16 protein-coding genes are annotated in these 18723 nt (G+C 61.1%); 15 read left to right on the top strand and 1 reads right to left on the bottom strand.

Going from position 1 to position 18723, the window contains the following annotated elements:
- Positions 1 to 37 precede the first annotated feature (37 nt).
- The 15 genes from J3P91_RS03085 to J3P91_RS03015 all read left to right on the top strand — a co-directional run bounded on the left by J3P91_RS03085 (position 38) and on the right by J3P91_RS03015 (position 17793).
- Complete coding sequence (locus tag J3P91_RS03085) at positions 38 to 1708, top strand: PleD family two-component system response regulator (RefSeq protein ID WP_305497073.1); 1671 nt, start codon at positions 38 to 40, stop codon at positions 1706 to 1708.
- Positions 1709 to 1759: 51 nt separating this feature from the next.
- Positions 1760 to 3706, top strand: coding sequence for a methyl-accepting chemotaxis protein (locus J3P91_RS03080; protein ID WP_434602707.1), 1947 nt, complete (start codon positions 1760 to 1762; stop codon positions 3704 to 3706).
- 204 nt (positions 3707 to 3910) lie between these two features.
- Complete coding sequence (locus J3P91_RS03075) at positions 3911 to 4294, top strand: polymorphic toxin type 44 domain-containing protein (protein WP_370871019.1); 384 nt, start codon at positions 3911 to 3913, stop codon at positions 4292 to 4294.
- Complete coding sequence (locus J3P91_RS03070; protein ID WP_434602706.1) at positions 4272 to 4724, top strand: hypothetical protein; 453 nt, start codon at positions 4272 to 4274, stop codon at positions 4722 to 4724. The genes J3P91_RS03075 and J3P91_RS03070 overlap by 23 nt, the downstream gene beginning before the upstream one ends.
- 260 nt (positions 4725 to 4984) lie before the next feature.
- Positions 4985 to 5437 carry a type II 3-dehydroquinate dehydratase gene (aroQ, locus tag J3P91_RS03065; protein WP_305497076.1) on the top strand — a complete coding sequence of 151 codons (453 nt, stop codon included), beginning with the start codon at positions 4985 to 4987 and terminating at the stop codon, positions 5435 to 5437.
- 48 nt (positions 5438 to 5485) lie between these two features.
- A complete protein-coding gene (gene accB, locus J3P91_RS03060; protein WP_053118072.1) occupies positions 5486 to 5950 on the top strand; it encodes an acetyl-CoA carboxylase biotin carboxyl carrier protein in 465 nt (154 codons plus the stop codon).
- Positions 5951 to 5967: 17 nt separating this feature from the next.
- Complete coding sequence (accC, locus tag J3P91_RS03055) at positions 5968 to 7326, top strand: acetyl-CoA carboxylase biotin carboxylase subunit (RefSeq protein WP_007971365.1); 1359 nt, start codon at positions 5968 to 5970, stop codon at positions 7324 to 7326.
- A 151-nt stretch (positions 7327 to 7477) separates the two neighbouring features.
- On the top strand, positions 7478 to 8356 hold the full coding sequence (gene prmA / locus J3P91_RS03050; protein ID WP_434602705.1) for a 50S ribosomal protein L11 methyltransferase: 879 nt from the start codon (positions 7478 to 7480) through the stop codon (positions 8354 to 8356).
- A gap of 30 nt (positions 8357 to 8386) precedes the next feature.
- Positions 8387 to 9616 (top strand): DUF3426 domain-containing protein, encoded by a 1230-nt coding sequence (locus J3P91_RS03045; RefSeq protein ID WP_434602704.1) that lies wholly within the window; start codon positions 8387 to 8389, stop codon positions 9614 to 9616.
- Positions 9617 to 9800: 184 nt separating this feature from the next.
- Positions 9801 to 10808, top strand: coding sequence for a tRNA dihydrouridine synthase DusB (gene dusB / locus J3P91_RS03040; protein WP_434602703.1), 1008 nt, complete (start codon positions 9801 to 9803; stop codon positions 10806 to 10808).
- A complete protein-coding gene (gene fis, locus J3P91_RS03035) occupies positions 10805 to 11125 on the top strand; it encodes a DNA-binding transcriptional regulator Fis (protein WP_025211617.1) in 321 nt (106 codons plus the stop codon). The genes dusB and fis overlap by 4 nt, the downstream gene beginning before the upstream one ends.
- Before the next feature lie 83 nt (positions 11126 to 11208).
- Positions 11209 to 12816, top strand: a complete 1608-nt coding sequence (gene purH / locus J3P91_RS03030) for a bifunctional phosphoribosylaminoimidazolecarboxamide formyltransferase/IMP cyclohydrolase (RefSeq protein ID WP_434602702.1) — start codon at positions 11209 to 11211, stop codon at positions 12814 to 12816.
- A gap of 148 nt (positions 12817 to 12964) precedes the next feature.
- The gene (purD, locus tag J3P91_RS03025; protein ID WP_434602701.1) at positions 12965 to 14260 is read left to right on the top strand and encodes a phosphoribosylamine--glycine ligase; all 1296 of its coding nucleotides are present in this window, start codon (positions 12965 to 12967) and stop codon (positions 14258 to 14260) included.
- A 99-nt stretch (positions 14261 to 14359) separates the two neighbouring features.
- Complete coding sequence (locus J3P91_RS03020) at positions 14360 to 17134, top strand: response regulator (protein WP_434602700.1); 2775 nt, start codon at positions 14360 to 14362, stop codon at positions 17132 to 17134.
- A gap of 62 nt (positions 17135 to 17196) precedes the next feature.
- Positions 17197 to 17793 carry a MarC family protein gene (locus tag J3P91_RS03015; protein WP_039593516.1) on the top strand — a complete coding sequence of 199 codons (597 nt, stop codon included), beginning with the start codon at positions 17197 to 17199 and terminating at the stop codon, positions 17791 to 17793.
- 4 nt (positions 17794 to 17797) lie between these two features.
- Here the strand turns inward: J3P91_RS03015 and J3P91_RS03010 are convergent, their stop codons facing one another.
- Complete coding sequence (locus tag J3P91_RS03010) at positions 17798 to 18619, bottom strand: hypothetical protein (protein WP_434602699.1); 822 nt, start codon at positions 18617 to 18619, stop codon at positions 17798 to 17800.
- Between the last annotated feature and the right edge of the window lie 104 nt (positions 18620 to 18723).

Raw genomic sequence — 18723 nt, 5'->3', positions numbered from 1 at the left:
GTCGATCTCAGCATGCCCCCTAACTAGTAGTCAGGATATGACCGAGCCAGAAGACCCCAGCCGCGAGCGCCTCAAGCACCACTTTGCCCAGCGGGTAATTCATCAGGCTCGCCAGATCCTGGAGATATGGCAGCGCCTGCAACGCAGCGAATGGTCGAGTACCGATCTGTCGGAGCTCAGTGAAGCCAATCTGCGCCTGCTGCGCTTTGCCGAGCGCTTCGAGCAACCTGAGCATTGCCAGCTTGCCCAAGGTATCGGTCAGTCGTTGCAAGCGGTAGACGCCAATCGCGGGCGCTTGAGCAGCCAGCTGATCACCGAAATCAATCGCTTGATGCAACGCCTGTCCCGCACCGGCTTGCGCCATGGCGACCAGCTCGAGCAAACCTTCCTGCCGCCGCTGCGCAAGCCCATCTACATATTGCTGCAAGACCATGACCGTGCCGAACGGCTGGCCAAGCAACTGGAATTCTTCGGCCTCAGCGCCCTGTCCCTGGACAGCGTCGCTGCATTCCGGGCCGCGATGGTCGAGCGTCTGCCTGCGGCCATTGTCATGGACGTGGATTTCAGCGGCCCGGGCGTGGGCCTGAAGCTGGCGGCCCAAGCCCAGGAAGGCCTGGATCAGCCACTGCCGCTATTGTTTTTCAGTTTGCTGGAAACCGATACACCAACGCGGCTGGCCGCCGTGCGCGCCGGCGGGCAGGAGTTTCTCACCGGCACGCTGGAGGCCTCGAGCCTGCTGGAAAAAATCGAAGTGCTGACCTGCGTCGCCCAGTACGAACCCTACAAAGTGTTGATCATCGATGACTCCCGCGCCCAGGCCCTGCACACCGAACGCCTGCTCAACAGCGCCGGCATTGTCACGCGCACGCTGATCGAGCCGATCCAGGCCATGGCCGAGCTGGCGGACTTCCAGCCCGACCTGATCATCCTCGACATGTACATGCCCGCCTGCACCGGTACGGAACTGGCCAAGGTGATCCGCCACAACGACCGCTACGTCAGCGTGCCGATCATTTACCTGTCCGCCGAAGACGACCTGGACAAACAGCTCGACGCCATGAGCGAGGGCGGTGATGACTTCCTGACCAAACCGATCAAGCCCAGGCACCTGATCACCACTGTGCGCAACCGTGCAGCACGGGCCCGCAATCTCAAGGCGCGGATGGTGCGCGACAGCCTCACCGGCCTGTACAACCACACTCATATCCTGCAATTGCTCGAAGATTGCAGCTTCCGCGCCCGCCGTGAGGGCAAGCCCTTGAGCTTCGCCATGCTCGATATCGACCATTTCAAACGGGTCAACGACAGCCACGGCCACCCCATGGGCGACCGGGTGATCAAGAGCCTGGCGCTGTTTCTCAAGCAACGCTTGCGCAAAACCGATTTCATCGGCCGGTACGGCGGCGAAGAGTTCGCCATCGTCATGCCGGACACCGACATTGATGCCGCCTGTACAGTGCTGGACGAAATCCGCCAGCGCTTTGCCGAGATTCACTACCCGGCCCAACCCCAGGACTTGTGGTGCACCTTCAGCGCCGGGGTGGTGGAGATGAGCGAAGAGTCCGACAGCCTGATGATGGCCAGCCAGGCGGATGAGGCGCTGTACCGTGCCAAGCACGCCGGGCGCAATCGGGTGCAGAGCGCCAGGCAATCAAAGCAAAGTGCCACTTTTTCATCGGAATCGACTGATTCGGTCATAAACGTGTAACGCAAACGCAATAACTTCAGGCACTTACGATTCTGCCCCGGTAGACCCTTGATGCGCCTGAAGCTGCTGACCAACCTCAACACTGTTCTTTTAGTTGCCGTATGCCTTGGCCTCGGCGCCACACTGTGGTGGTCGCAGATTGCCTTGGAGCGTCCTTATCTGCTGATGGAACGCTACCTGGGCCTGTCGCGGCAGTTCCAGGGCGAAGTGGCGCGCAACATCGAAGATTACCTGGCCAGCGGCGACGCCTTGCGCCTCAGCGCAGCCACCCAGGCCCTGGAAACCCTGCAAAAAGATCTGGACCAGTTCCCGTCCGACTTGGCCAGGACGCTAAGCCCGAGCCTGTCGAACCTTGACGGTTTCAGCAAGACCGACCTGCTGGCCGCCGGCAAACTGGCGGCTGATCCACAGGCCCTGTTGTTGCAGGCTGAACGTGAGCTGAGCGCCAGCCTGGACCAACTTGCCCATTACGCCAACGGCGCGCCGGCTTATCTGCCGCCGCTGTTTGCTGCCTCACAGCATTTGGGCCGGTTGTCCCTCGCCCGGGACAAACTGGTCAGCAGCGGCCGCAGTGAGCTGGCCGCCGATGTCGAACGGGAACTGGCCAACGTCCGCACCCAGGCCCAGCAACTGGACAGTCTGCCGCTGCTCGGCGTCACCCCCAGCAACGAATCGGGCAGCGATGACTTCGCCGCGTTGATGGGTCTGGAAACCGAGGAAAAGGCCGCCGCCGAAGACGCCGGGATTGCCCTCAAGCGCGAACTCAACAGCCTGCTCGGGCGTTATCCCGCGGAACTGGCGCGCACGCGCGAACTGATCCAGAAACGCACCGAGCTGGCCGATGCCACGCACTTGAAAACCACCGATGTGCAACAGGCAATCGACGCCATGGAGCCTGCGGTCCGTGCCCAACATGGTCAGATCCAGGGCGAAGTACGGGTCATCCAAGGGGTGATGATCGGTCTGATTCTGCTGATCGCCCTTCTTATCGATACCTTGCAGCGACGCCTGGCCCGGACCTTGACCCGTCTGGCGCCAGCCCTTTCCACTTGGGCCGAAGGCGATTTCAGTGGCGATATCCGTGTCGGCGCCAGCAACCGTGAACTGCAGGACATCGAAGCCTCGCTCAATCGCCTGCGCGCCTATCTGGTGGATCTGGTCGGTACCATCCGCCTGAACGCCGAACAGGTGGCCCGCAGCAGCCGGACCCTGGCCGAGCTCAGTGGCGAATTGCATAGCGGTGCCGAAGACCAGGCCGGTGACACGGCATTGATCCGCGACTCCCTCAGTGAGCTCGAAGCGACCATCCAGCAAGTGGCCGGCGATGCCAGCCAGGCCGCGGATGCCAGTCGCAGTGCGGGCCATGCCGTGGAGCAAGGCCAGAAAGTGATCGGCATGAGCCTCGCCGGCTTGCACTCGCTCGTCGGCGAAGTGCAGGGCAATGCGCAAATGATCGAACAACTGGCTGAGGAGTCGGCGACCATCGGCGGCGTGCTGACCGTCATCCGCTCGATTGCCGACCAGACCAACCTGTTGGCCCTCAACGCCGCCATCGAAGCCGCCCGCGCCGGGGAAATGGGCCGCGGCTTTGCGGTTGTGGCCGAGGAGGTCCGCTCCCTGGCCCAACGCACCGCAGGCGCCACGGCCGAGATCCAGGCGCTGATTGCCCGTTTGCAGCAGGCTGCACGCCAGTCCGTGGAAGGCATGCGCGCCCAGGTCGAACACGCCGAAGCCACCGCCAGCCAGGCCCAGGCGGCCGATGGTGCATTGGATAAAATCGTCGAGGCGATCCAGACCATCGCCGATACGGCGGTGCGCATCGCCGATGTCACCGCCCAGCAAAGCGGCGCCGTCAGCGAAATCCGCGATCACAGCGAGCGGATCCACCAACTGGGCGGGGATAACCTGCAGCGCATCGGCCAGGGCCGGGAACAGGGCGACAACCTGCTGCTCCTGGGCGGGCGGTTGCACACGGCGGTGCAGGCGTTCCGGGTGTGATTTCAGAAGCCCACTGACCCTGTGGCGAGGGAGCTTGCTCCCGCTGGGTCGCGCATCTGCCGTAGAACCCGCCAGCGTTTCCTTCGATGCGCCATGTTGAAAGTCACAGGGCTCCCCGGGCGGGCCCTGATAGTTACGGATTTTTTAACAGCCCCCCTCATGCTAGGCTCCCGGCCCTTCAAGAAATTGCAAAAGGAACATGCAATGAGGGTACCTTCGTCGCCACCCGGTGTTTCTGTCGAAGAAAACATGGCCGTGGCACACCATAAGAAAAATGTTCTGAAAGCCGGATCGGCTTTTATCTACTCTTGGTTTTATACCCAAGTAAGAAATCGTGGCCCTTGGGACTACAAGAAACTATCCGCGGAATATGAAGCCTTTGGAAATTTCAACTACGGCGCCACCGGAACCGCAGCAGGCTTCAGCGAAGACGTTCTTTTACGGGCAGCAGGTCTGGCCCAAAGTCGAGCAGGAACGACCACGGCAGAATTCGGGACATGGTGGGGGCAAGCCCCTTTCGGCGATGATCCGGGAGATCAGCGATGGATCAAGGAAGGGGTAAAATATGCCAAATTCAGAAACTACTAAAAAACCTGCCCTTCTCGCTGTCTTGTGCACAGTGCTTGCCCTCGCGCTGGCTTACACCAGTTGGACGTGCTTTTTCCGTCAAAATACGCCTGAGTTGACAGAGGTCGTATTACGAAAGCCCTTGTCCCAGGATGCATTTATCTACGGCGTAAAGGATGAGCGTGGCGGAGCGACGGTTCCTTTCAGTTACCGCTACTACGTCTATCGGACCCTGGCAGCGGACGGTGACATACTTTCCGAACTGAAAACCGCGACGCCATTTCTTGTCACCCGGGATGATTCGGTAACCATAGACATCCAGGAACAGACGATTACGGTATTGGTTGACAAGGAGATCTACGCCTACCACAGCAATACCCTCTACCGAAACGCCGATGGCGAAGACTACACGACGGTGAGTATCTATTTGCATTCTGGTCCAGCTGAGTAAGGGAGCGAACTGACTCGCGATAGCGGTGGGCCACTTTCCATCAATGTGGGATATGCCGACCTCATCACGAGCCAGCTCGCCCCCACAGGTGTGGCGCAGTGTATTCCGATCGTCAGTGACCGAATCCAGATACATGGTCACAAACTTCGCGCAAACATCGGTCAACGTGCCGGCTATTGCCGGGAACTGGACAGTCACAAAGACTTTGCGGCATAGTCTCCGGGTTCTGACACCTGCTCACAGACAACAAGGAACAGCAGATGGCGACCCTTCTGGTCCTGCACGGACCCAACCTGAACCTGCTGGGCACCCGTGAACCGGGCGTCTATGGCGCCGTGACACTGGCCCAGATCAACCAGGACCTGGAGCAACGGGCCCGTAGCGCCGGCCATCATTTGCTCTACCTGCAAAGCAATGCCGAATATGAATTGATCGACCGCATCCATGCCGCGCGCGGCGAAGGCGTGGACTTCATTCTGATCAATCCCGCGGCTTTTACACATACAAGCGTCGCATTACGTGACGCGCTGCTGGCAGTGAGCATCCCATTCATCGAAGTGCATTTGTCCAACGTGCACAAACGCGAACCTTTCCGCCATCACTCCTACTTCTCCGATGTAGCAGTAGGCGTGATCTGCGGCCTTGGCGCCAGCGGTTACCGACTGGCCCTGGAGGCCGCTCTAGAGCAGCTTGAAAAACAGGCAACAGCTTGAACAACAAGCGTTAAACGCCCCTGACCGACCCTTGGGAGTTGATGATTCATGGATATCCGTAAAGTTAAGAAACTGATCGAATTGCTGGAAGAGTCCGGCATCGACGAGCTCGAGATCAAGGAAGGCGAAGAGTCCGTACGCATCAGCCGCCACAGCAAGACCCCGGCCCAGCAGTTCTATGCACCGGCACCGATGCAAGCGCCAGCCGCTGCACCTGCTCCGGCAGCTGCGCCAGTTGCCGCCGCTGCACCTGCCGCACCGGCCGCGCCGACGCTGAACGGCACTGTTGCTCGCTCGCCGATGGTGGGCACCTTCTATCGCAAGTCTTCCCCGAGCTCGCCGTCCTTCGTTGAAGTTGGCCAGACCGTGAAGAAAGGCGACACCCTGTGCATCGTCGAAGCCATGAAGATGATGAACCACATCGAAGCTGAAACCAGCGGTGTGATCGAGTCCATCCTCGTCGAAGACGGCCAGCCGGTTGAGTACGACCAACCGCTGTTCACCATCGTTTGAACTGCGGAGAGCCTTTGATGACTGCGAAGTTGGAAAAAGTTCTGATCGCTAACCGCGGTGAGATCGCCCTGCGGATTCTGCGTGCCTGCAAAGAGATGGGCATCAAGACCGTCGCCGTTTACTCCAAGGCCGACAAAGAACTGATGCACCTGGGCCTGGCGGATGAATCCGTCTGCATCGGTCCGGCGTCGGCTGCGCACTCCTACCTGCACATCCCGGCGATCATCGCCGCCGCCGAAGTGACCGGCGCTACCGCCATTCACCCTGGCTACGGTTTCCTCGCGGAAAACGCCGACTTCGCCGAACAGGTGGAAAACTCCGGTTTTGCCTTCATCGGCCCGAAAGCCGAAACCATTCGCCTGATGGGCGACAAGGTTTCGGCCAAGCACGCCATGATCGCTGCCGGCGTGCCAACCGTTCCGGGCTCCGACGGCCCGCTGCCTGAAGACGAAGAAACCGCTCTGCGCATCGGTCGCGAAGTCGGCTATCCGGTGATCATCAAGGCCGCTGGCGGCGGTGGTGGTCGCGGCATGCGTGTGGTGCACAAGGAAGAAGACCTGATTTCCTCGGCAAAACTGACCCGCTCCGAAGCAGGCGCGGCGTTCGGCAACCCGATGGTCTATCTGGAAAAATTCCTCACCAACCCACGTCACGTCGAGGTCCAGGTACTGTCCGACGGCCAAGGCCAGGCGATTCATCTTGGCGACCGCGATTGCTCGCTGCAGCGTCGTCATCAGAAGGTCCTCGAAGAAGCGCCGGCACCAGGCATCGACGAGCAGGCTCGCCAGGAAGTCCTGGCCCGCTGCGTCAAGGCCTGCATCGATATCGGTTACCGCGGCGCGGGCACTTTCGAGTTCCTGTATGAGAACGGTCGTTTCTACTTCATCGAAATGAACACCCGCGTTCAGGTGGAGCATCCGGTTTCGGAAATGGTCACCGGTATCGACATCGTCAAGGAGATGCTCAGCATCGCCGCTGGCAACAAACTGTCGTTCACTCAGGATGACGTCGTCATCCGCGGTCACGCGCTGGAATGCCGGATCAACGCCGAAGACCCGAAAACCTTCATGCCAAGCCCTGGCACGGTCAAGCATTTCCATGCCCCGGGCGGCAACGGCGTTCGCGTCGATTCGCACCTGTACAGCGGTTATGCCGTTCCGCCGAACTACGACTCATTGATCGGCAAGCTGATCACTTACGGGGCAACCCGCGACGAAGCCATGGCGCGCATGCGCAATGCGCTGGACGAGATCGTGGTGGACGGGATCAAGACCAACATCCCGCTGCACCGCGACCTCACCCGCGACGAAGGCTTCTGCAAAGGGGGCGTGAACATTCACTACCTCGAGCACAAGCTGGCTGGCGAGAAGCACTAAGCTTCAACCCGCACCAGACAAAGCCGCCTTCGGGCGGCTTTGTCGTTTCTGCAGGTTTCGCAAACCCTCCCACAAAAGCTTTGCGCTCGCGTAAACTTGCGCGCTTCGCTGGCCGCTAGGCTGCAATCATCATTTTCCAAAGGTGCCCGCCATGCCTTGGCTGCAAGTACGTCTGGCCATCAGCCCGGAACAAGCCGAAACCTATGAAGACGCCTTTCTTGAAGTTGGCGCCGTTTCGGTCACCTTCATGGATGCCGAAGACCAGCCGATCTTCGAGCCGGAACTCAACACCACCCCGCTGTGGTCTCACACCCATCTGCTGGCCCTGTTCGAGGGTGGCACCGAAGCCACCAGCGTGCTTGCTCACCTGGAGCTGCTGACCGGCGGCCCGCTACCCGAGCACCACAGCGAAGTGATCGAGGACCAGGATTGGGAACGCAGCTGGATGGATAACTTCCAGCCGATGCGCTTCGGCCAGCGCTTGTGGATCGTGCCGAGCTGGCATGCCGCACCGGAGCCGGACGCGGTTAACCTGCTGCTGGACCCGGGCCTGGCGTTCGGCACCGGCACCCACCCGACTACCGCGCTGTGCCTGGAGTGGCTCGACGGCCAGAACCTGAAGAACTGCCACGTACTGGACTTCGGCTGCGGTTCGGGGATCCTGGCCATTGCCGCGCTGCTGCTGGGCGCCAAGGAAGCGGTCGGCACCGACATCGATGTCCAGGCCCTGGAAGCGTCCCGCGACAACGCCGGACGCAACAACATTGCCGAGGCACTTTTCCCGCTGTATCTGCCCCAAGACCTGCCCCAAGTACAGGCCGACGTACTGGTGGCCAACATCCTCGCCGGCCCGCTGGTGTCGCTGGCACCGCAGCTGTCCAGCCTGGTCAAGCCGGGCGGACGCCTGGCGCTGTCGGGCATCCTGGCGGAACAGGGCGAAGAAGTCGCCGCCGCCTATGCCGGGAATTTCGACCTGGACCCGATTGCCAATCGCGATGGCTGGGTGCGCATCACTGGACGTCGGCGCTAGAATGGCCGCCTGTATCGACCGGATTGCCGCATGACCGACAGCTTCGTCACCCAGTGCCCGCATTGCCACACCAGTTTTCGTGTCAGCCATGCTCAATTGAGCGTGGCACGCGGGGTGGTTCGCTGCGGCTCGTGCCTGCAGGTGTTCAACGCCGCGCGACAATTGCTCGAGCAGCGCACGGCCAAGACCGTTGCGCCCCCACTCGCGCCGCTCGCTGCGCCAGCCGTCGATACACCGCCGCCCCGCGCCATCAGCCAGAAACAATGGAGTGCCGCCGAGCTCGACCTCGATGACCTGGACAAGGAGCTGGCGCGTCTGGAGCGCCTCGAAAAGCGCGCCCCGGACAGCTTTGGCCGGCGTCGCGAAGACAACCTGAGCGCCCAGCGCGAGCAGCTTCCGCAGGAACAGGAAACCTGGTCCGACAGCCTCTATAGCGAAGCCCCCGACGAGCGCGCCGAAGGCGCTCTGCAAATGCCGGTCGAGCCGTTCGAGCCTCATGAGCCCGCCCGGCCGCCACGGACCGAACCCTCCTTGTCCCTAGCCCTTGAGCCCCTGGAGCCGGACGACGAACCTGTCGCCCCGCTCAGCCTCACGCCGGACGACGAGCCGCACGAACACCTTGAGCGCCTGTCCGCTACCGATGACCTGGATGACGAACCGGAGCCTGCGGCAACGCCGCGCAAGAAGCGCGAGCGCCATGAGCCGGGGATACGCGCCGAAGCCCTGCAGGACCTGGACGATGATCCGTTGCAACTGGACTGGCGCAAACGCCGCTCGCCCTGGGGCCGTCGCCTGCTCTGGAGCCTGTTGATATTGCTCGGCGCGGCAGCGCTGGCCGGCCAGTACATCGCCTACCATTTCGAAGAACTGGCCCGCCAGGACCAGTACCGTCCGTGGTTCCTGCAAATCTGCCCGGTCATCGGCTGCGATGTCCCGTCCAAGGTCGACATCGCCAAGATCAAGAGCAGCAACCTGGTGGTGCGCAGCCATCCGGAATTCAGCGGTGCCCTGGTGGTGGATGCGATCATCTACAATCGCGCGCCCTTCTCCCAGCCGTTCCCGCTGCTGGAGTTGCGTTTTGCCGACCTCAACGGTCACCTGATCGCCAGCCGTCGCTTCAAGCCAGGCGAGTACCTGGGCGGCGATCTCGAAGGCCGGGGGGAAATGCCGCCGCAGACGCCGATCCATATCGCCCTGGATATCCTCGATCCGGGGCCGAAAGCGGTGAACTACAGCCTGAGCTTTCATTCACCCGAATGAAGCCGTCAGGGCCGATTGATTGACGGCAGCTTTCTGACTCGACCCACCCAGACCAAACCGCTGGCGATAACAGAATAGCTGTTCAGATTTTATCCAATTCGACCTTTATCCAGTCATCGAGAGCGGGTATCATGCCAACCCTTTTTCGAAGTCTCATGATCCGGCCCCACTTCAGGGAAGTCCTATGTCGGCGGTACGCATCGGCCCATATACATTGCAGAACGGTCTGGTCCTCGCCCCGATGGCGGGCGTTACCGATCAACCCTTTCGTCAGTTGTGCAAACGATTGGGCGCCGGTCTCGTGGTCTCGGAAATGGTCACCAGCGACATGAGTCTGTGGAACACCCGCAAATCGCGTCTGCGCATGATTCACGAAGGCGATCCCGAGCCCCGCTCGGTACAGATCGCCGGTGGTGACGCACAGATGCTGGCGGAGGCGGCCCGGGCAAACGTCGAGCTGGGGGCGCAGATCATTGACATCAACATGGGCTGCCCGGCGAAGAAGGTCTGTAACAAGGCCGCAGGCTCGGCGCTGTTGAAGGATGAAGCCCTGGTCACCGAGATCCTGCAGGCGGTTGTCGCCGCAGTCGATGTGCCGGTGACCCTGAAGATCCGCACCGGCTGGGACCGGGACAACAAGAACGGCCTGACGGTGGCAAAGATCGCCGAACAGGCAGGTATCACGGCGCTGGCGGTGCATGGCCGCACCCGTGCCGACCTGTACACCGGCGAAGCCGAGTACGACACCATTGCCGCGATCAAGCAGGCGGTGTCCATTCCGGTGTTTGCCAACGGCGATGTCGATTCGCCCGAAAAGGCCCGGTACGTGCTGGACGCGACCGGTGCCGACGGCCTGTTGATCGGCCGGGCCGCCCAGGGGCGGCCATGGATTTTTCGTGAGATCGAACATTTCCTGCGCACCGGTGAAAAGTTCGCTGCGCCGCAATTGTCCGAGGTGGAACGTATTCTGCTAGAGCATCTGGCCGCGCTGCACGCCTTCTATGGCGAAGTCATGGGCGTACGCATCGCTCGCAAGCATGTGGGCTGGTATCTCGCAACCCTGCCGGGCGCCAGGGAGTTTCGCGCCCGTTTCAATCGTTTGGATGGTACGCAAGCACAATGCGCCGACGTTCAGGCGTTTTTCGCCGAACGTTACAAGAGCCTGACAGGGGACGAAGGGGTGGCCGCATGACGATGATGACCGAGACTTTAGTGAGTGGAATAACACCCGTGAGCGACAACGTGAATTTGAAACAGCACCTCAACACGCCCAGCGAAGAAGGCCAGACCCTTCGCGGGAGCGTCGAGAAGGCGCTGCACAATTATTTCGCCCACCTTGAGGGCGCTGCCGTCACGGATGTGTACAACCTGGTGCTTTCCGAAGTCGAGGCGCCGCTGCTCGAGAGCGTGATGAACTACGTCAAGGGCAACCAGACCAAGGCCAGTGAGCTGCTGGGCCTGAACCGCGGCACCCTGCGCAAGAAACTCAAGCAGTACGATCTGCTGTAAGCATTCAATCAAACCAGAAAGGCGCCCGCGTAAAAAACGGTCGCCTTTTTTGCTGACTTCCCTTGCTTTTGATGGAAATTGAAATGACCGACCAGACCACCCGCCTGCCGATCCGCCGCGCCTTGATCAGCGTCTCCGACAAGACCGGGATCCTTGAATTCGCCCGCGAGCTGCAACAGCTGGGCGTCGAGATCCTCTCGACCGGCGGGACCTTCAAGTTGCTGCAGGACAACGGCGTCGCCGCAGTGGAAGTTGCGGACTACACCGGCTTCGCGGAAATGATGGACGGTCGGGTCAAGACCCTGCACCCGAAGATCCACGGCGGGATCCTCGGTCGTCGCGGCATTGATGACGCCATCATGAACGAACACGGCATCAATCCGATTGATCTGGTGGCGGTCAACCTCTACCCGTTCGAAGCAACCATCAACAAGCCCGGCTGCGACCTGCCGACCGCCATCGAGAACATCGACATCGGTGGCCCGACCATGGTCCGCTCGGCGGCCAAGAACCATAAGGACGTGGCCATTGTGGTCAATGCCAGCGACTACGCCGGCGTCCTGGAAAACCTCAAGGCCGGTGGCCTGACGTACGCCCAGCGCTTCGATCTGATGCTCAAGGCCTTCGAACACACCGCCGCCTACGACGGCATGATCGCCAACTACATGGGCACCGTGAACCAGGCGGCCGAGACCCTGAGCACCGAAGGCCGCAGCGAATTCCCGCGCACTTTCAACACCCAGTTCGTCAAAGCCCAGGAGATGCGCTACGGCGAGAACCCGCACCAGAGCGCGGCGTTCTACGTGGAAGCCAAGCCCGCCGAAGTCGGCATCGCTACCGCGACCCAATTGCAAGGCAAGGAACTCTCGTTCAACAACGTGGCCGACACCGACGCCGCGCTGGAATGCGTGAAAAGCTTCGTCAAGCCAGCCTGCGTGATCGTCAAGCACGCCAACCCATGCGGCGTCGCGGTAAGCCCGGACGCCGAGGGCGGCATCCGCCAGGCCTACGAACTGGCCTACGCCACCGATACCGAGTCGGCCTTCGGCGGCATCATCGCCTTTAACCGCGAGCTGGACGCCGAGACCGCCAAGGCCATCGTCGAGCGCCAGTTCGTCGAAGTGATCATTGCCCCTTCCGTCAGCGAAGAAGCCCGCGCCATTGTTGCCGCCAAGGCCAACGTTCGCCTGCTGGCCTGTGGTCAGTGGTCGGCCGACCGCGCGCCGGCCTGGGACTACAAGCGCGTCAATGGCGGCCTGCTGGTCCAGAGCCGCGATATCGGCATGATCGGCAGCGAGGACCTCAAGGTCGTGACCCAGCGCGCGCCGAGCGAGCAGGAAATCAACGATCTGATCTTCGCCTGGAAAGTCGCCAAGTACGTCAAGTCCAACGCCATCGTCTACGCCAAGAACCGCCAGACCATCGGTGTCGGCGCCGGCCAGATGAGCCGCGTCAACTCGGCTCGCATTGCTGCGATCAAGGCTGAGCACGCCGGTTTGCAAGTACAGGGCGCCGTCATGGCCTCCGATGCGTTCTTCCCGTTCCGCGATGGCATCGACAACGCAGCCAAGGTCGGCATCACGGCGGTGATCCAGCCGGGTGGTTCGATGCGTGACGCTGAAGTGATTGCCGCGGCTGATGAAGCCGGAATCGCGATGGTGTTTACCGGAATGCGCCACTTCCGTCACTGATCCAACCTGATCGAAATGTGGGAGCGAGCCTGCTCGCGAATGCAATCTACCAGCGACGTTGATGTCGCCTGATACAGCGCTTTCGCGAGCAGGCTCGCTCCCACATGAAGCGCTCCAGCAGCGCCTTACAGAATTTGAGGTTTTTGAAATGAATGTTTTGATCATTGGCAGCGGTGGCCGTGAGCACGCCCTGGCCTGGAAAGTGGCTCAGGATCCGCGCGTGCAGAAGGTCTTTGTCGCACCGGGCAATGCCGGCACCGCCATCGAAGCCAAGTGCGAAAACGTTGCCATCGACGTGCTGGCCCTGGAACAACTGGCCGACTTCGCCGAGAAGAACGTCTCGCTGACTATCGTCGGCCCGGAAGTGCCGCTGGTCGCTGGCGTGGTCGACCTGTTCCGCTCTCGCGGCCTGGACTGCTTCGGCCCGACCGCCGGGGCCGCACAGCTGGAAGGTTCGAAAGCGTTTACCAAGGATTTCCTGGCGCGTCACAAGATCCCGACCGCCGACTACCAGAACTTCACCGAAATCGAACCGGCACTGGCTTACCTGCGCGAAAAAGGCGCACCGATTGTGATCAAGGCCGACGGCCTGGCCGCCGGCAAAGGCGTGATCGTTGCCATGACCCTGGCCGAAGCCGAAGATGCCGTGCGTGACATGCTCGCCGGCAACGCCTTTGGTGACGCCGGATCGAGGGTTGTCATCGAAGAATTCCTCGATGGCGAGGAAGCCAGTTTCATCGTCATGGTCGACGGCAAGAATGTCTTGCCGATGGCCACCAGCCAGGACCACAAACGTGTCGGCGACGGCGACAGCGGCCCGAACACCGGCGGCATGGGCGCCTACTCCCCCGCTCCGGTAGTCACCGCCGAGGTACACCAGCGCGTGATGGACCAGGTGATCTGGCCGACCGTGCGCGGCATGGCCGAGGAAGGCAACGTCTACACCGGTTTCCTCTACGCCGGCCTGATGATCGACAAGGCAGGTAACCCGAAAGTCATCGAATTCAACTGCCGTTTCGGCGATCCTGAGACCCAGCCGGTGATGCTGCGCCTGCAATCGAGCCTGGTGCTGCTGGTCGAAGCGGCCCTGGCCCAGGCGCTGGACAAGGTTGAAGCCCAATGGGATCCGCGTCCAAGCGTTGGCGTAGTGTTGGCGGCGGGTGGATATCCAGGCGACTATGCCAAGGGCAGCGCCATCAAGGGCCTGGACGCCGCCGCGCAATTGGAAGGCAAGGTGTTCCACGCTGGCACGGCATTGAAGGATGGACAGGTGGTAACCGCCGGCGGTCGCGTGCTTTGCGCCACGGCCATGGGCGCCAGTGTCGATGCGGCCCAGCAGCAGGCCTACCGGCTTGCCGCGCAGATTGATTGGGAAGGTTGCTTCTACCGCAACGACATTGGCTACCGAGCCATTGCCCGTGAGCGTGGCGAAAACCAGGAATAACCCGGCCGTTCAGCCAGGCAGAGGCCCATGGCCCTTGCCTGGCTGCCGGGGCGCCGCGCATAGTTATAATCTGGCATCAACCTATGAAGGGATTTCGCCGTGCGCTGGCTCAGGATTGCCATAGGCTTCACCGTTACCCTGCTGACGCTGCTCTGCATGTTCCCGGCCCAGGCCGCGCCAGGCAGTGGCTGGGCGATATTGCTAGACGAACAGGGTAACCTGAAGCTCAGCGACATCCGCTCTGCCCGCTACACCAATCAATTCAGCCCGATAGACCTGGACCACCTCAAGGCGGCCGAACCCGGCGGAGCATTATGGCTGCGTTTCCGGCTGGCGCCTGACCGGCATGAACAGATTCTGCGCATCTTTGCCCCAGACCTGTCGCGCCTGAATCTTTATGTGCTGGACGGCGATACGCTGATTGATCAACAGATCAGTGGCAATGCCTCGCCAGATACCGGACAGTCCGCTCCCAGCAGTGATCTCATGCTGGCACTGCCGCGCAGCGACAAGCCCCTCGACGTCTACCTGCGATTGGCCTCACGGTACGAACTGCGCCCCTACGTCACATTGCAACCAGCCATAACGGCGGCGGCCAACCAGAACCAGACGCTGATCTACGGCCTGCTGTTCGGCTGCATCGCCATGTTGATCCTGCACAACCTCACCCGTTACGCCTATACCCGCTCGCGCAGTTGCCTTTGGCTGGCAGCCTGTGAAGGGTTGCTGATGCTCAGCCTGATCCTGTTGCTGAACCTGGCCGGGGCCTGGCTGCCTGACTGGCCGGCGATCCAGACGCCGGGAGCGTACCTGGCGCTGTTGCTGACCGCGCCCTGCGGCTTGATGTTCGCTTTTCGTTTCTTCGCGCCGCTGGGCGAGCATCCGCTGAACCGGCTGCTGGTGGGGGAAATTGTCTTCATCGTGCTATGCAGCCTGCTGCTGTTGTTCGTCAACACGCTGCCGCTCAACATCATCACCTATGCACTGGTGGCGCTGGCCGGGCTGAGCATGTTGTTCGTCAGCGCCTGGCACTGGCAGAAAGGCTACCGCCCGGCACGCCTGTTCGTCGCCGCCATGGTGGTGTTCAACCTCGGCACGCTGATCATCCTCCCGGCCTTGCAAGGGCTGACGGAGGTCGCACCGCAAGGCCTGATCGTCACGCTGCTGGTCTTCATCTGCATCAGCGGCCTGTTGATGAGCGTCGCGCTGGGCGAACGCCAGCGGTCGATCAACGAGAGCCGCTTCAGCATCAGCCGCGACCTGGCGGCAAGCAACGCCGAGATCAACGCCAAGGCCGAGTTCCTGGCCAAGATCAGCCATGAGATCCGCACCCCCATGAACGGCGTGCTGGGCATGACCGAGTTGCTGCTGGGCACGCCATTGTCGGTCAAGCAGCGTGACTACGTGCAGACGATCCACAGCGCCGGCAACGAACTGCTCACACTGATCAACGAAATTCTCGATATATCCCGTCTCGAATCGGGCCAGATCGAGCTGGACGATGTGCAATTCGACCTGAATGCGCTGATCGAGGACTGCTTGAGTATCTTCCGCGCCAAGGCTGAACAGCAGAATGTCGAGCTGATCAGTTTTATTCAGCCCCAGGTGCCACGCGTCATCAGTGGTGATCCGACGCGACTTCGCCAGGCCCTGCTGAGCCTGCTGGAAAATGCCCTGAAGAAAACCGACGAGGGCGAAGTGCTGATCGTCGTCGCCCTTGATGAACGCAGCAACCAGCCACGCCTGCGTATCGCGGTGCAGGACAGCGGTTCGCCCATGGACGCCGAGGAGCGCGACACGCTGATGCACGCCGAGCTGCACAGCAAGAATTTTCTCTCCGCCACGCGGCTGGGGGGCAACCTGGGCCTGGTCATCGCCCGCCAGTTGATCATGCTGATGCATGGCGAGTTCGGCATCAAGAGTGGAAGCAGCCAGGGCAGCACCTTGTGGCTGACCTTGCCTCTGGACCCCGACCGTCTCGAACACCCGACTTCCGATCTCGACAGCCCGCTGCAAGGGGCGCGGGTATTGGTCGTCGACGACAACGACACCTGCCGCAAAGTACTGGTGCAACAATGCAGCGCCTGGGGCCTGAACGTCAGCGCGGTGCCATCGGGCAAGGAAGCCCTGGCGCTGCTGCGCACCAAGGCGCACCTGCGCGATTATTTCGACGTGGTGCTGCTGGACCAGAACATGCCCGGTATGACCGGCACGCAATTGGCGGCCAAGATCAAGGAAGACCCGAGCCTGAACCACGACATCCTGTTGATCATGCTCACCGGCATCAGCAACGCGCCGAGCAAGATCGTGGCGCGCAACAGTGGCGTCAAGCGCATCCTCGCCAAACCGGTCGCCGGTTATACGCTCAAGACCACCCTGGCGGACGAACTCAACCAGCGCAACAAAGGCCAGGCCCCGACTGCACCGGTGAATGCCGGTCCTCTCCTGCCGGTGAAAGTGCCCAGCGACTTTCGTATTCTGGTCGCCGAAGACAACAGCATCTCCACCAAAGTCATCCGCGGCATGCTTGGCAAGCTCAACCTGCAACCCGATACCGCCAGCAATGGCGAAGAAGCCCTCAAGGCCATGAAGGAGCAGCGCTACGACCTGGTCCTGATGGATTGCGAGATGCCGATACTCGACGGTTTCTCCGCCACCCAGCAGTTACGCGCCTGGGAAGTCGGCAACCAACGGACCCGCACCCCGGTGGTCGCGCTGACGGCGCACATCCTGGCCGAACACAAGGAACGCGCGCGCCAGGCCGGGATGGACGGACATATGGCCAAGCCGGTGGAGCTGTCGCAGTTGCGCGAGCTGATCGAGCATTGGGTGGCCCAGCGCGACCAACAGAACCGTACGGCGCAGACGTCCTGAGCCGACAGGCACCAAATCCCCTGATAGACTTCCGTCGTCCTCCTCCGCCTTGAGCCTCTACCATGCTCCATGTGCTGTTCAGCGTTTACCTGAAAATGCTGGTGCTTTATAGCCCGTTCTTCGTGCTGTCGTGTTTTATCAGCCTCACCCGCGGCTATTCGCGCAAGGAGCAACGTCGGCTGGCCTGGAAGGTCGCGACCGCGACGCTGGTATCCAGCGTATTGCTCTATCTGTTCGGGCGGGTCATCTTCAGCGTGTTCGGCATCACCGTGGATGCATTCCGTATCGGCGCCGGCAGCGTGCTGTTCATTTCGGCGCTGGGCATGGCCCAGGGCAAATCGGCGGTACAGACCGACAACGTCCAGCAGGACGTGACTATCGTCCCGCTGACCATTCCGTTGACTGTCGGCCCCGGCACCATCGGTGCCCTGCTGGTGATGGGCGTAAGCCAGCCGCACTGGGACGACAAGCTCATGGCGATCATCAGCATCGCCCTGGCCAGCTTCACCGTTGGCGTCGTGCTTTACCTGTCCAGCCGCATCGAACGGATCCTCGGCGACCAGGGCCTGCAGATCGTCAGCCGCCTGATGGGGCTGTTTGTCTGCGCGCTGGCGGCGCAGATCATTTTTACTGGAGTAAAAGGGTATCTGGCCCCATAGCCGTTTATCCGCGCTTGCGCCGGCTGAACCTTGCGCTCAATACCTCTTTGCGATGCTCACCCAGGTACTCCTCGATCTGCTCCCTGAACGCTTCATAGCGGGCCGGGTTGAAGGTCACGAACGACTTGCCACGGAAAAATTCCCGCGCCGAGGCCCGCCAGTTCACGAAAAGAACACCGCCATTGTTTGAAGAGCCGGATTGCTTAATAGACGCGGCAGAAGCAATCAGGATTCCGTTGGCCAGTTGCTCACATGGGATAAAGGAGAGGCGCGCGCCATCGAAGGTCTTGGCCTGGCTCTGGAAGAGTTTGATGGTTTTCTCGTCCTGCTTCAGGCCATCGATCGTGGTGGTCACCACGGAGCCCAGCACCGTCGCTGCCGGGAAACTGGCCTTCACGCCATCAATGATCCCTTTGACGATATCCTTGATCACCAGGTCCAGGTCCACCTGCACGGAATTCTGGGAGTAACGGGTGTAGCCGCTGTCGGGCACGAAACACCCGAGGTCCACCAGGCATTTGATGAACGCCTCATACCACTCGCGAGAATTCTTGCCGGCGGGAACCTCGTAATTGGCCTCCATGATTGCCATGGTCATCAGGTTTTCCATGATCGCCATGTTGCCGAGCGACATGTTATTGCCATAACCCAAAAGCGCGTCGCCCAACATCAGCGCATCCAGTTCCTTGGTCGGGTTTTCCTGCGACTGCACGACGGACCTGCGCACACGGATCCGGGCTGTTACCGAGGTCTTGCGCCTGTCGATACGCGCAACAATGGACTCAATACTTTTTTCGATACTGACATTACTTTCGAACAATTTCATGCATTCTTCCTTGGTTATGTTAATGGCCGCTCCTGCGGACAAGCCTAAAATCTAATTACTTTCCAAACCAACAACAAACCACAAACGATTACAACATGTTCGGC

Origin of the sequence: Pseudomonas sp. Z4-7 (assembly GCF_051131965.1) — a bacterium.
In the GTDB taxonomy this organism is placed as follows: domain Bacteria; phylum Pseudomonadota; class Gammaproteobacteria; order Pseudomonadales; family Pseudomonadaceae; genus Aquipseudomonas.
This window is presented reverse-complemented; position numbering and strand designations above follow the sequence as displayed.